The sequence below is a fragment of the Bradyrhizobium sp. LTSP857 genome (assembly GCF_000938285.1).
In the GTDB taxonomy this organism is placed as follows: Bacteria; Pseudomonadota; Alphaproteobacteria; order Rhizobiales; family Xanthobacteraceae; genus Bradyrhizobium.
The window spans coordinates 915,424-928,422 of sequence record NZ_JYMS01000049.1 but is presented as its reverse complement, the minus strand read 5'-3'; the positions used below and the strand labels follow the sequence as shown (position 1 = coordinate 928,422).

The following is a 12,999-nucleotide window of genomic DNA, read 5'->3' as shown; positions in this document are numbered from 1 at the left end:
GGTCTAGCCGCGGCGCAGCGCGAAATGCGCGCCGCAGAACGCCATCACGGCACCAAGACACAGCGCCGCGAGACCGGCGAGCACGCCGGAGATGGTCGGGATCGGGCTCGGGGCCGAGGCGGCTTGCCCCGCACCTGCGAGCAGGAGCACACCGACCGCGATCAGGAATTGCCGCATCCGTTGCGGGATCTGGCCGGAGACGGCGCTCTGCATCAATGTCGCCGTGAAGTAGCCGCCGGAGAAGCCGACGGTTGCAATCAGCCACCAGGCGATCGCCGCGCCCGTCGGCATCAATTCATGCGTGTCGGATCGCCACAGGCCGCCGAGGTCGAGCCCGTAGCGCGCGCCCAGCATGTGCACCGCGAGCGCGAGCAGCACGCCCGAGATCACGGCGGCGCCGAGAATCAGGCGGCGCGGAAAAAAGGTCGTCTCAGCCATGCCTCGCTTGTAGGATGGGCGAGGGCGATCGCGCAAGCGGATCGCAGACGGGATTGATGATCGAGATGCGGGTTTCGAGAGCTGAGGCAGCTTCAGCCACGAGCTATGCCTACAGGGCGTCGCTGATCGGCTCGGCGCATCGCTTCGAGCTGACCGACGAGGGCCTATCCTGGCACGTCGCTGGCCGTTCGGGCGTCTGGCGCTACGACGAGATCAGCGCGATCCGGCTGTCGTTCCGCCCCGTCTCGATGCAGCAGCACCGTTTTCGCGCCGATGTCAGCCGTGTGGGCGGCGGCCGTATCGCGATCCTGTCGACGAGTTGGCAGACCGCGGCGCTGATGGCGCCGCAGGACAGCGGATTTCGCGATTTTCTTGTCGAGCTGCACGCGCGGATGGCGAAGGCCGGCAGCCGCGCCGAGTTGACCGCCGGCCTCGGTCGCAAAACCTATGCGGCCGTGCTCGCATTCCTGGCGGTGCTGGCGGTCGCAATGACGGGGCTGTTGGTCCGCGCGCTGATGATCGGTGAATTCGCCGGCGCGCTGTTCATCGTTGGTTTTGCCGCGCTGTTCGTCTGGCAAGTCGGCGGCTTCGTGCGGCGCAACCAGCCGCAGAGCTATAGTTTCGATCGTGTGCCGAGGTCCTTGTTGCCTTAGGTGCAATCGGCCGCAATCAAACGTGACTTCGCGCCCCTGCGCCGGTGTCGCATCGTGCTGCCATGTCAGTCACGGATCGCAGCACTCGCCTGCCTACAGCGGATGAGATCGCCAGGATCAACCGCACGCATTTCATCGATACGCCACTCCTGCCGGCCGATCTGTTGTTCATGTTCGGCACCCGCGAGGACGTCGCGCTGCGCGTCGACACCGCCGCAGGGCTGTGGCGCGAGGGTTATTTCCGCTGGCCGATTGTCAGTGGCGGCGTGACGCCGGGCTCGGAGCAATCCGAGTGCACCATCATTAAGGCCGCGATGGTCGCCGCGGGCATTCCTGCGGACCGGATCCTCGAGGAGCATCGCGCGATGAACACCGGCGAGAACGTGATCCTCTCGCTGCCCATCATCGATGCCGCGCTCGGGCTGCAAAATGTCCGCAGCGTGATCTGCCTCGGCAATACCTGGACCGCGCGGCGCTATCCGATGACGCTGCACCGGCACTGGCCGGAGGTCGACAAGATGCTGCTCACCGTCGACAACTTCGCGACACCGCGCGAACGCTGGCACACCGACGCTGAATTTCGTCGCCGCGTCCTGCACGAATGGGACAAGATCGCGCCGTACAAGGCGAGGGGCTTTATCGCGGAATGGCCGGAGGCTTGAGCAGCGAGCTACTCCGTCGAGTCAAAATCCTCTTCCTTGGTGCCGAGCAGCGACACCAGCGTGCGCAGGCCGGAATCGAGCTGCTCGGGCGAGGGTGGGGCGAGCGCGAGCCGCACTGCATTCGGCGCATGACCATGCGCAATCGCGAAGGTCGAGGACGGCGTCAACGCGATGCTGCGCCGGGCGGCCGCGGCGACGAAGGTCTGCGAGCGCCAATGCTGCGGCAATGTCAGCCAGAGATGATAGGAGCGCGGGTCGGCCGAGATCTGGTATCCGGCCAAGAGCCTTGCTGCGGTCTGCTGCCGGCGCGCGGCGTCGATGCGTTTCAGCCGGGTCAGCTCGGCGACGGTGCCATCGGCCATCAGCCGCTGCCCGGATGCGAGCGCGTGGCCGGAGGCGATCCAGCCGCCGGTCCGCACCGCGCTCATCACGTTCTCGCGCAGATGCGGCGGCGCGACGAGGATGCCGAGTGCAAGTCCCGGCGCGACCTTCTTGGACAGGCTGTCGAGCACGATGCAGCGGTCCGGCCCGAGCGCGGCCAGCGGCGTGTCGTCGGCGAGGAAGCCGTAGACGGCGTCCTCGATGATGGTGAGGTCGAGCTTTTCGGCGACGCGCATGATGTCGGCGCGCCGCGTCGCGTTCATGGTGACGCCGAGCGGGTTCTGGATGATGGGCTGGAGATAGAGCGCCGACAGATGCGCTTCGCGGTGCGCCTTCTGGATCGCATCGGGCCGCACGCCGAATTCATCCATCGCAATCGGGACGAGCGTCACACCTAACCGCGCGGCGATGCTCTTGACGTAGGGATAGGTCAGCGCCTCGACGCCGCAGCGGCCGCCGGTGGGGACGAGCGCCGCGAGCGCGGCGGCGAGCGATTGCTTGCCGTTGGCGGTGAACACGATCTGCTCGGCCTGCGGCGTAAAATCCTTGCGCGCGAGATAGGCGGCGGCGGCATTGCGCGCGCTCTTGGTGCCGGTGCTGGTCGAGACCCGCAACGCGGATTCGAGCGCGTCGACGCGTTCGAGCCCCGCGAGGCTCTTGGCGATCATTGCCCATTGCTGAGGCAATAACGGATAATTGACCTCGAAGTCGATGCGCGCGTCGCGCGGCTCGCTCAGCGCCTCGACCTCGCGCCTGATGTCGCCGGAGATGAAGGTGCCGCGGCCGACCTCGCCGACCACGAGGCCGCGGCGCAAAAGCTCCGTATAAACCCGGCTGGCGGTCGAGACCGCAATGCCACGGTCATAGGCAAAATTGCGCTGCGGCGGCAGCCGGTCGCCGGGCCTTAACGTGCCGTTAGAGATATCCGAGGCAATGGCATCGGCAAGCTTCACGTACTCGAACTTGGACATTATTGCACCGAGAGCAATGTTTTACTTGCTCCGAGTAGTGTACTGGAGCATTTAAGTTCCATCAAGGTCCGCGATTGAGCCGAGGAGAGCGAGAGCAATCCGATGGCATATGAGGTGCAGATGCTTCCAGCGTCTGCGCCAACGGCATCCCCTTCGCCGCGTGGACAGAAGGCCGGAGAAGAAAAATGACCACGATCTCGCAAACTTCGGGGCGGAGTTTAAGCCCCTCCTCATCGGGCGGATTTTTCCGCGCGCTCGCCAATTTCGCCCATGCGCTGTTCGACCGCCTCGAGCACCGCTCTGCGGTCAAGACGCTGAACGAGCTCGACGACCGCGCTTTGCGCGACATCGGGATCACGCGCAGCCAGATCGAAGACGCCGTCTACGGGCAGTTCAAAGCCGAGCTGACGCGTTATCTGTAAGACTCTGTCACCACGCCCGGCAGGTCCGGGCGTGGTGACGTACAATGCCTCAGCATCGTTATTGCGAGCGCAGTGAAGCAATCCAAAGTCTTTCCGCCGCGGCGGTGTCCGTTCCGTCATCCTGAGGTGCGAGCTGTGTAGTGCATCTGCACTGCGCAGCGAGCCTCGAAGGATGGACGGCCGAGATCCAGCCGGGTGTCGCCCTTCGCCCCGCGGCGCATGTGCACCGCAGAGCTCGCACCTCAGGGTGACGGTGATAGATTGGTGCACGCGCCGACATCCTTATTCGATCTCTGAGCAACAGACACGCCTTCGCCCCCTCGCGGCTTGTTTTGCCCGAGCTTTGCCCCTTGCACTGCCCTCAAATGAAAGAGGGCGCAGGGAAGACCGGGCGCCGGCTGGCACCCGCGGTCCACTGTGCGAAGTTGCGTTGCGAAATCTGCACAGCGGCATACAGGTGAAGCCAGGACATCCCGGCCTTCCCTGCGCAGTGGTTTTACGGCTTATGTCGCGCTCTCCCCGGGGAGCGATGCACTATTGCCCCCGTCGCCTTGCGGATGATCGATGCACGCGCCCGGTCGGGCAGCCCACATCACCGCAACACTTGGCGCACAGACCCCGGGCGCCAGGACCACACGATTTTGCCGTACGCCGATCACACCGGTCGTGTGCGCGATGCCTTCGCTCACGGTTGCCCGCCCTGCGATGCTGTTCGCGCCGATGTGGCCTGCGTCCACCGCTGTCCGGCCCGCGTTCGTGACGATCGCGATACGCCCCTCTTCCTTGGGCCGGAGTAGGCGACACATACGCCGTTTCCGAATTTCGGTAAAGTAGAATATTTTTATTGACGAGGCTTGACAGTGGTCTTGCTCGCCGCGCGCCCTGTTTTGCCCGTCGCACGTCGTGAACCCTGCCTTCAAGACTGAACTTGCGAATTTGATTGTTTCGCGGGCGCGCAAGCGTAGAGTTGCGTCGCGCAGGCCTACAACGCGCCCGACTGCGGAAATTCAGGTCTCTAACACGCCCGTGCGAGGAGGACCAAAATGCTGCCGCACATCTCGACAGTAGTGCTGACGTTACCGCTGATCTTCACCGTCGCCGACACCGTGCCGACTTTCAACATTCAACGGGGCTGCAAAGTAGATAGCGCGGCGGCTTTCGATCCCAATGCCGGCATGAGCGCGACAATCAAGCGCTGTGTGGACGACGAGCAACGGGCAAAAGATCAGCTTCAAACGCAATGGTCGGTTTTTTTGGCGTCTGACCGCACTATGTGTATGTCAGTTGCCGTTGGTGAGAAGGCTGACGACAATGCGATGCCGCCCAGTTACGTCGAATTGTTGACCTGTCTTCAGGATCAACAGTTTGCGCGAAAGCTTCCCAAGAACTGATCGTTATCGCGACGCAAGACTGGATCCGCCGCTAATCCGAACCTCGACCGCCCGATTTGATTTAGATCAACACTCGGAATTTTCACTGGCCGAGGCATCCGCGATTGCGAGGATAATCATGCTTGCTTCCGCAGCGTGTCAGGCGCAATGTCCGGTAGCAGACAATCGTCCAGACCTTTGATGTCTATCGGACGACGATTCAAATCGCTCTAGCATTCTTCAACATTCAATTGGCGTCCGGCGCGCATTGAAAAGCGCGGCATGGGATAATCAGCAGTAACTTCTTGGCCTCGCCGTCAGGAAGAGAGCAGCCGTGTGCCTTAAGGGGATCGCGCGTATCATGAGTCTCTCTGAAGTGGGCACTCGGGCAATTGCTGAGCGGCAAGCCGACATGCGGCTCATTCCCGGCGGTACGTTCCGCATGGGATCTGACAAGCACTACCCCGAGGAGAAGCCCGCTCATCGCGTTACAGTCGATAGCTTTTGGATCGACCGAACCCCCGTGACGAACCGGCAGTTTCGCGCATTCATTGAAGCGACGGGATACGTCACCTTTGCCGAGATCGCTCCCGATCCGAACGATTATCCGGGCGCATTGGCCCACATGCTGAAAGCGGGATCGCTCGTCTTCAGTCCACCGGACCATCCCGTCGATCTCCGCAATTTCGCCAACTGGTGGAGTTTCAAGTTCGGCGCCAATTGGCGTCGCCCCTATGGCAAGGGCAGCTCGATCCGCGGTCTCGACAATCATCCCGTCGTGCACGTCGTCTATCGAGACGCTGCTGCATACGCTGCGTGGGCCGGCAAGGAATTGCCGACCGAGGCCGAGTGGGAATACGCGGCCGCGGGAGGACTCGGCCAAACTGAATTTGCCTGGGGCGAAGAGTTGATGCCCGGCGGCCGGCACATGGCCAACATCTGGCATGGCGAATTCCCTCACGAGAACCTCGCAAGCGACGGTTACGCGCGCACTTCGCCGGTCGACGCGTTTCCGCCGAACGGCTTCGGCCTCTCGGACATGATCGGCAATGTCTGGGAATGGACTGTCGATTGGTATTCGGCCGCGCATATCGGCGACGCGGCGAAAGCGTGCTGCATTCCGGAGAATCCGCGCGGCGGGATCGAAGGCGAGAGCTACGACCCCTGTCAGCGCCAACTCACGATTCCTCGCAAGGTCGTCAAGGGCGGCTCCCATTTATGCGCGCCAAACTACTGCCGCCGCTACCGGCCGGCGGCGCGCCACGCACAGCCGGTCGACACGTCGATGAGCCATGTGGGCTTCAGGTGCGTCATCAGAGAAGGTGACGGACCCTGAGTTCCCGATTGTGCACGTCGGCTTTTGAAGATCCCACAGGAGGATTATTCTATGAGCGACAATGACCACGACAAGCGTCGACCCGCCCCCGAGACCAGCAAGCCAACGGGTCAAGGATTGAAACGCCGCGATCTGTTGTTGAGCGGCAGTTCGCTTGTTGCAGCCTCTGCGCTCTCCGCAGTTGGGCTGACAAGCTCTGCAGAAGCCCAACAACCAGCAGCTACGCCAACCGCCGCCGGGCAGAAACCAAATATCGTCGTCATCATGGGGGACGATATCGGCATCTGGAATATCGGCGCCTACCACCGTGGCATGATGGCCGGCCGGACGCCAAACCTCGACAAGATCGCCGCAGAGGGCATGCTGTTCACCGACTATTACGCCGAGGCGAGTTGCACTGCCGGCCGCGCCAACTTCATCACCGGCGAGCTGCCGATCCGCACCGGCATGACCACGGTCGGCCAGGCAGGCGCCCCCACGGGCCTGCCTGCGGAAGCCGTGACCATTGCCGCCGCGTTGAAAGGCATGGGCTACGCCACCGGCCAATTCGGCAAGAACCACCTTGGCGATAAGAACGAGTTTCTGCCGACAGTGCATGGTTTCGACGAGTTCTTCGGCTATCTCTATCACCTCGACGCGATGGAAGACCCGGCGCATCCTGCCTATCCGCAGGAACTGCTCAACGAGGTGGGTCCTCGCAACATGGTTCATTCCTATGCGACCGATGTCGACGATCCCACGGTGGATCCGCGCTGGGGCAAGGTCGGCAAGCAGAAGATCGAAGACGCCGGCACGCTCTATCCGAAGCGGATGGAGACCGTGGACGACGAGATCCGTGACCTTTCCCTCAAGTTCATCGACAAGGCCAAGGCCGACAACAAGCCGTTCTTCCTGTGGCTCAATCCGACTCGCATGCACATCGTCACGCATCTGTCGCCAAAGTACGAGGCTTTACGCAACTCCAAGAACGGCTGGACGATTCATGAAGCCGGCATGGCGCAGCTCGACGACGATGTCGGCATCGTGATGCAAAAGCTCAAGGACATGGGCGTGGATGACAACACCATCGTCATCTTCACCACCGACAACGGCACCGAGGTCTTCACCTGGCCGGATGGTGGACAGACGCCGTTCGCGCAGAGCAAGGGCACGATCATGGAGGGCGGCTTCCGCGCGCCGGCGATGATCCGCTGGCCCGGCAAGGTGCCGGCCGGCAAGATCGAGAACGGTATCATCTCCGGGCTGGACTGGTTTCCGACCTTGCTGGCCGCCGCCGGCAACCCGAACATTGCCGACGAACTGAAGAAGGGCAAGGTTATCGGTGACCGCACCTACAAATGCTATCTCGACGGCTATAATCAGATGGACATGATCACCGGCAAGGGGGCGTCGAACCGGCACGAAATCTGGTACTTCGGCGAAAGCGAGCTAGGTGCCGTCCGCATCGATGACTACAAGTATCGTTTCATCGACCAGCCCAGCGGATGGCTAGGCGAAAAAAGCAAGGTCGACGTGCCTTTCCTGATCAACCTTCGCCTGGATCCTTTCGAACGCACCGGCTGGCCGGATAACGGAACCAAGTACGGCGCGCAACAATACTTCGACTGGTTCAAATATGAATTCTGGCGCTTCGTGTTCGTCCAGCAGGAGGTCGAGAAACTGGCCATGACCGCCATCGAATTTCCGCCGATGCAAAAGGGCGCGAGTTTCAATCTGGATGCCGTAAAGGAGAAGATTGCGGCGGCGAGGAATGCGATCGCCAAGTAGGCCAACTAAAGGCGCAACTGAACGACCGCCGACCGGCCCATCGAGGTCTCGCCCATGAAGATGCTCTGGTTAAATTGGGTCCGCATCGCTGCGGTGGCAGCGATCGCGATATCGTCGACGGCTCCTGGCTTTGCCCAGGAGCCGCTGCCGTCGTGGAACGACACGGCTCCGAAGAAAGCCATCGAGGCCTTTGTCGAACGTGTGACCAAGCAGGGGTCGTCGGACTTCGTGCCGCCGGCCGAGCGCATTGCGACCTTCGACAATGACGGCACGTTGTGGGCGGAGCAGCCGCTCTATTTTCAGCTCGTCTTTGCCCTCGACCGGGTGAAGGCGCTCGCGCCACTCCATCCGGAGTGGAAGGACAAGGAGCCGTTTGCCTCGCTGCTCAAAGGTGACCTCAAGGGCGCGCTTGCCGGCGGCGAAGCCGCGATTTTCCAGATCGTCACGGCCACGCATTCCGGCATGACGACGGACGAATTCGAGAAAATCGTCGGCGACTGGGTCGCGACCGCCAGGCACCCGAAGACCGGCAAGCTCTATACCGAGATGGTGTATCAGCCGATGCTCGAATTGCTCGCCTATTTGCGCGCCAACGGCTTCAAGACCTTCATCGTGTCCGGCGGCGGCATCGATTTCATGCGCGTCTTCTCCGAACGGGTCTATGGCATTCCGCCCGAGCAGGTCATCGGCAGCAGCGGCAAGCTGAGATTCGAGTTGCGAGACGGCAAGCCCCTGCTGATGAAGCTGCCCGAGCTCGATTTCAACGACGACAAGGCTGGCAAGCCCGTCGACATTCAGATGCATATCGGACGTCATCCGATTGCGGCATTCGGCAACTCAGATGGCGACCTGCAGATGCTCGAATGGGCGAGACAAGGAGCCGGCGTTCGCTTTGCTTTGATCGTGCACCACACCGATGCCGAACGGGAATGGGCGTATGACCGCAACTCCTCCGTCGGCAGGCTCGACAAGGCGCTCGACGTCGCTCGGGCGGAGGGCTGGACCGTTGTCGACATGAAGAATGACTGGAAGCGCGTATTCGCGTTCGAAGGAAAATGAAGCGCCGAATGGCCTGAAAACCGTCCGGCCGGGAAGGGATACGACGAAAAAAGTCAGCCGCGCAGCAGCGGTAATCGATCGACGTGTTGGGGACGACAGGCATGACTTCGCTGAATTTGCCGGTGTGGCTTCGTTTTGTCCTGCTCGTCGGTATGTCTGGTCTTGCGGCAGGCGCGGGCCTGTTCGCTTATCGGTACTACACGCGTCCGGTGACCTTGAGCGTAGCGGTCGGTTCGATTGACGGCGAAGCCGCCAAGATGATGTCCGCCATGGCAAGCCGACTCGTCACGACCAACGCGCCGGTCCGGCTGAAGGTTGTCGACAGCGGCACGGCGCTCGAGGCGGCAAATGCGTTTTCGGCAGGCAAAGTAGACCTTGCCGTAGTTCGCGGCGATGTCGGCGATCTGTCACAGGCGAAAGCCGTGGTGGTCGTGAGCCACATGGTCGTGCTCGTCGTCGTGCCGCCGGGGTCGACCATCGATAGCATCGACAAATTGAAAGGCCGGCGCATCGGAGTGATCGGCGGAGACGCCAATGCCAAAATCGCCGATGTGCTGAGCAAGGAATACGGACTGGATCGGCAGAAGACGTTCAAGGATATCGCTTTGACGGATGCGCGGCGAGCCATCGAATCCAAAGAGGTCGCCGCGGTGCTCGTCGTGATCCCTTTGGCCCAGAAATATTTGTCGCTGGTGCGAGGCTTCTCCCAGCAAGGGCCAAAAGCGCTGCCGATCCTCATCGCGATCGATTCCGCCGCGGCAATCGCGGAGACCGAGCGTGCTTACGAGAGTTTCGACGTCCCAAAGGGCACCTTGCGAGGGGCACCGCCGGTCCCGGAGGATGACCTCACCACCTTGAGGACTTCGCTCTACCTGGTTGCAAACAAGAAGCTTGGTTCCGATCTGGTCGCCACGCTCACACAGACGATCATGAGCGTCCGCAGGGACCTTCTGGCCGAGGACCCGATTTTCGCGCAGATCACCGCGCCCAGCACCGACCAGGATGCCTATCTTCCGCTGCATCCCGGAGCGGCAGCCGTCTACAACAGCACCACACAGAGTTTCATGGATGAATATGGCAACTGGATTTACTTGACGCCGATGATCCTGGGAGGCGCTGCGACCGTCTTCGCCGCGGCCTGGAAATTCCTGGGACTTGGGAGCCCGAAAAGCGAGGGTCCGCTGGATTCCCTCTATGCGCTGGGGCGCCGTATCCGAAAGGCTGGCACCGAGGCCGAACTCTCCGACGTCGAGGAAGAGATCGACGGTATCCTCAGCGCGCAACGCGCCAAAGCAGCGCGCGGAGACGAGAGCGCGGTGGACGACGCGACGTTGAATGTCGCCGCCCACCGGCTCGAGAGCCTGATCCACGATCGACGAACGATGCTGGCGAAGAAACCTGCAGTCGCTTCGGCAGCTTAAGCGGCAACAGGAGATGGGTCTTGAAATATTTGACGCTCCGAACTTCTGCAGCCACCGCCCTTTTATGCGCCGGCCTTCTTTCTATCGCCGCGACGGTTTCGCGGGCCGATGAAAGCGGCACCAGTTTTTGGCTCCCGGGCATATTCGGGAGTCTCGCGGCCGCGCCGGGGCAGCCGGGATGGGCGTTCGCGACGGTCTATTATCATACGTCCGTCAGTGCCGGTGCCGATGTCGCGCGTTCCCGCGAACTTCAGATCGGGACCCTCAATCCGAACCTGAACGTTAACCTGAATGCGACCCTGAAAGCCGATGCAGACCTCGCTTTGCTCGTCCCGAGCTACACGTTCGCAACCCCGGTCCTCGGCGGCCAGTTGGCGGTCCAGATGGCAGCCATCGTCGGGCGCACGAGCGCCACCGTCAATGGAACGCTGTCCGCTTCGCTGCCGCCCTTCAGCTTGCTGCGAACCGACAGCATCGGCGACTCCGTCACTGGCTTTGGCGACCTCTATCCGCAGATGTCATTGAAGTGGAATTTTGGGGTGAACAACTTCATGACCTATGTCACTGGGGATATTCCGGTCGGCAATTACAGTTCGATGAGACTGGCCAATTTGGGGCTGGGGCATGGAGCGATCGACGGGGGTGTCGGTTACACCTACTTTAATCCGGCAACCGGACATGAATTCTCGGCGGTCACGGGGCTGACCTACAATTTCACTAATCCGGTGACCAACTACCAGAGTGGCGTCGATTGGCACCTGGACTGGGGCGCATCGCAATTTGTCTCCAAACAGGTCCTTATCGGCCTGGTCGGTTACGTCTATCAGCAACTGACTGCGGATAGCGGCCAGGCCGCAATCCTCGGTGAATTCAAGTCGCGCGTGTTCGCGGCAGGACCGCAAATCGGCTTCATCTTTCCGGTCGGCGACATGCAGGGGTACCTGAATCTCAAGGGCTACAAGGAATTTGGAGCAGAGAACCGGCCGGAAGGCTGGAATGCATGGCTTACTTTCTCACTGTCTCCCGCCGCGGCGGCCCCGCCGCTGCGACCGACGCTGGTGCACAAGTAATCGGCCCAGCAAGGGCGGTCAGCCAAGCCGCCTATCCAGTGCAGAGCACCGTTTCAGCCGCCCAAGAGGCAGAGCGATCACAAATATGAACGATCTATCGATCTCGCTTCTTGTGTTCGCCGTGATATTTGGTGGCGCGCTGATCGGCATGGTCGTTCGACCTCTCTTGTCGGAGCATCATCAGACTGCGGACTCCAGAGAAGTCGTGAAGATGACGACGGGTCTGATCGGGACCTTGACGGCGCTCGTGCTGGGTCTGCTGATCGCGTCAGCGAAGAATTCGTTCGATCAAAAGACCAATCAGGTCAGGCAAATGACCGCGACCATCATCCTTCTGGACGATCTGCTCATGCGATATGGCCCGGAAGCAACCCATCTGCGAAACCTCCTGCGCCAGAGCATTCAGCCGCTAGCCGATCGCATCTGGCATGAGGAAGAGAGGGTGGCCGGCGGGCCCGTTCGGTTCGAATCGAGTGCGCAATCATCTGCTTTTGAAATCGAACTGGGGCGGCTGTCGCCGAACAATGACCTCCAGCGATCGCTGCAATCCCGGGCCACCCAGGCCTTCACGGAAGCCGCGCAGATTCGACTGCAATTGTTTGCGCAAACAAGCGGTGCGATTCCAACGCCATTCCTGGTCATTCTGGTGTTCTGGCTTTGCGCGATTTTCGTCAGCTGCACCCTGTTTGCACGAACGAATCTGATCGTGATGATGTCGCTGTTGGTATGCGCGTTGTCGTTTGCCTGCGCGATTTTTCTGGTTCTGGAACTGGAAAACCCCTTCAGGGGGCTGATGGGGATCTCGAGCCAGGCGCTGCGAACCGCTCTATCGCCACTGGCTTCTTGAGTTACAAGCTTGTGGACGGGGATCAGGCCAACGCGATCTGGTGCCACCCACAGCCAAAAGCTCGATCGTCCTCGGACTGGTCGGATCTGCGTCGAGGCTTCGTCGGAGCGCCACCCTGGCGCCGATGCCGGACATCCAGACGCGGCAAGTGCGTGATGACGCTGCCGACGAGCAGGGCGATGCGCGTCTTCGCCTGTCTGACGGCGAACAGGATCGTGCTGACGCGGCTCAGCACGCCGAGCAGGAACAGCACCGAGAAGATGTCGATATAGGCGAGGAGATCGCCCACCAGCATCAGCTCCGGCGGAATCGGGATCCTGTGGTAATAGGCCAACACGAGAATGACGACGGGGATGAACGCAACGACCTGCCGCACCGTCAGCCTGCCCAGCAGCGCCGCCAGTTGGACGACCAGCACCTCCCACAGTGCATCGCCGATCGCGAGCGGGACTTCGTAGGTCCATCTCCGCCACCATTGCTTCACGACATTGCTCCGAGCTCAGTGCCTGACCACCAGTTTTGTAGCCCGGATGGAGCGAAGCGTAATCCGGGATTTCATCCAAGCGGAAAGAGCGGCCCCGGATTGCGCTGCGCTCCATCCG

General features: G+C 61.6%; 13 protein-coding genes. 10 read left to right on the top strand and 3 right to left on the bottom strand.

The annotated features are described in order from the left end of the window. Positions 1 to 3: 3 nt before the first annotated feature. Complete coding sequence (locus UP06_RS37860) at positions 4 to 438, bottom strand: hypothetical protein (RefSeq protein ID WP_045008705.1); 435 nt, start codon at positions 436 to 438, stop codon at positions 4 to 6. 65 nt (positions 439 to 503) lie between these two features. Here UP06_RS37860 and UP06_RS37855 point away from each other — a divergent pair, with 65 nt between their 5' ends. Then, positions 504 to 1,091: a hypothetical protein gene (locus tag UP06_RS37855; protein ID WP_045008873.1), complete on the top strand. Its 588-nt coding sequence runs from the start codon at positions 504 to 506 to the stop codon at positions 1,089 to 1,091. 62 nt (positions 1,092 to 1,153) lie between these two features. Beyond that, complete coding sequence (locus UP06_RS37850) at positions 1,154 to 1,753, top strand: YdcF family protein (protein WP_045008704.1); 600 nt, start codon at positions 1,154 to 1,156, stop codon at positions 1,751 to 1,753. 8 nt (positions 1,754 to 1,761) lie between these two features. Here the strand turns inward: UP06_RS37850 and UP06_RS37845 are convergent, their stop codons facing one another. After that, the gene (locus UP06_RS37845; protein ID WP_045008703.1) at positions 1,762 to 3,105 is read right to left on the bottom strand and encodes an aminotransferase-like domain-containing protein; all 1,344 of its coding nucleotides are present in this window, start codon (positions 3,103 to 3,105) and stop codon (positions 1,762 to 1,764) included. 185 nt (positions 3,106 to 3,290) lie between these two features. Here UP06_RS37845 and UP06_RS37840 point away from each other — a divergent pair, with 185 nt between their 5' ends. The 8 genes from UP06_RS37840 to UP06_RS37800 all read left to right on the top strand — a co-directional run bounded on the left by UP06_RS37840 (position 3,291) and on the right by UP06_RS37800 (position 12,397). Continuing rightward, the gene (locus tag UP06_RS37840; RefSeq protein WP_045008702.1) at positions 3,291 to 3,527 is read left to right on the top strand and encodes a DUF1127 domain-containing protein; all 237 of its coding nucleotides are present in this window, start codon (positions 3,291 to 3,293) and stop codon (positions 3,525 to 3,527) included. A gap of 1,043 nt (positions 3,528 to 4,570) precedes the next feature. Further along, positions 4,571 to 4,918, top strand: a complete 348-nt coding sequence (locus UP06_RS37830) for a hypothetical protein (protein ID WP_045008701.1) — start codon at positions 4,571 to 4,573, stop codon at positions 4,916 to 4,918. A gap of 340 nt (positions 4,919 to 5,258) precedes the next feature. Next, positions 5,259 to 6,233 carry a formylglycine-generating enzyme family protein gene (locus tag UP06_RS37825; protein ID WP_045008700.1) on the top strand — a complete coding sequence of 325 codons (975 nt, stop codon included), beginning with the start codon at positions 5,259 to 5,261 and terminating at the stop codon, positions 6,231 to 6,233. A 51-nt stretch (positions 6,234 to 6,284) separates the two neighbouring features. After that, positions 6,285 to 8,000 carry an arylsulfatase gene (locus UP06_RS37820; RefSeq protein WP_502691640.1) on the top strand — a complete coding sequence of 572 codons (1,716 nt, stop codon included), beginning with the start codon at positions 6,285 to 6,287 and terminating at the stop codon, positions 7,998 to 8,000. Between the two features lie 54 nt (positions 8,001 to 8,054). Next, entirely contained in the window at positions 8,055 to 9,059 is a 1,005-nt protein-coding gene (locus UP06_RS37815) for an HAD family hydrolase (RefSeq protein WP_045008699.1), read from the top strand. Between the two features lie 101 nt (positions 9,060 to 9,160). Then, entirely contained in the window at positions 9,161 to 10,480 is a 1,320-nt protein-coding gene (locus tag UP06_RS37810; protein WP_045008698.1) for a TAXI family TRAP transporter solute-binding subunit, read from the top strand. A gap of 29 nt (positions 10,481 to 10,509) precedes the next feature. Next, positions 10,510 to 11,550 carry a SphA family protein gene (locus UP06_RS37805; RefSeq protein WP_045008870.1) on the top strand — a complete coding sequence of 347 codons (1,041 nt, stop codon included), beginning with the start codon at positions 10,510 to 10,512 and terminating at the stop codon, positions 11,548 to 11,550. An 85-nt stretch (positions 11,551 to 11,635) separates the two neighbouring features. Then, positions 11,636 to 12,397 (top strand): bestrophin-like domain, encoded by a 762-nt coding sequence (locus UP06_RS37800; RefSeq protein WP_045008697.1) that lies wholly within the window; start codon positions 11,636 to 11,638, stop codon positions 12,395 to 12,397. 22 nt (positions 12,398 to 12,419) lie between these two features. On the opposite strand, the gene UP06_RS37795 is transcribed toward UP06_RS37800, so the two are convergent. Continuing rightward, a complete protein-coding gene (locus UP06_RS37795) occupies positions 12,420 to 12,881 on the bottom strand; it encodes a hypothetical protein (RefSeq protein ID WP_045008696.1) in 462 nt (153 codons plus the stop codon). Positions 12,882 to 12,999: the final 118 nt, after the last annotated feature.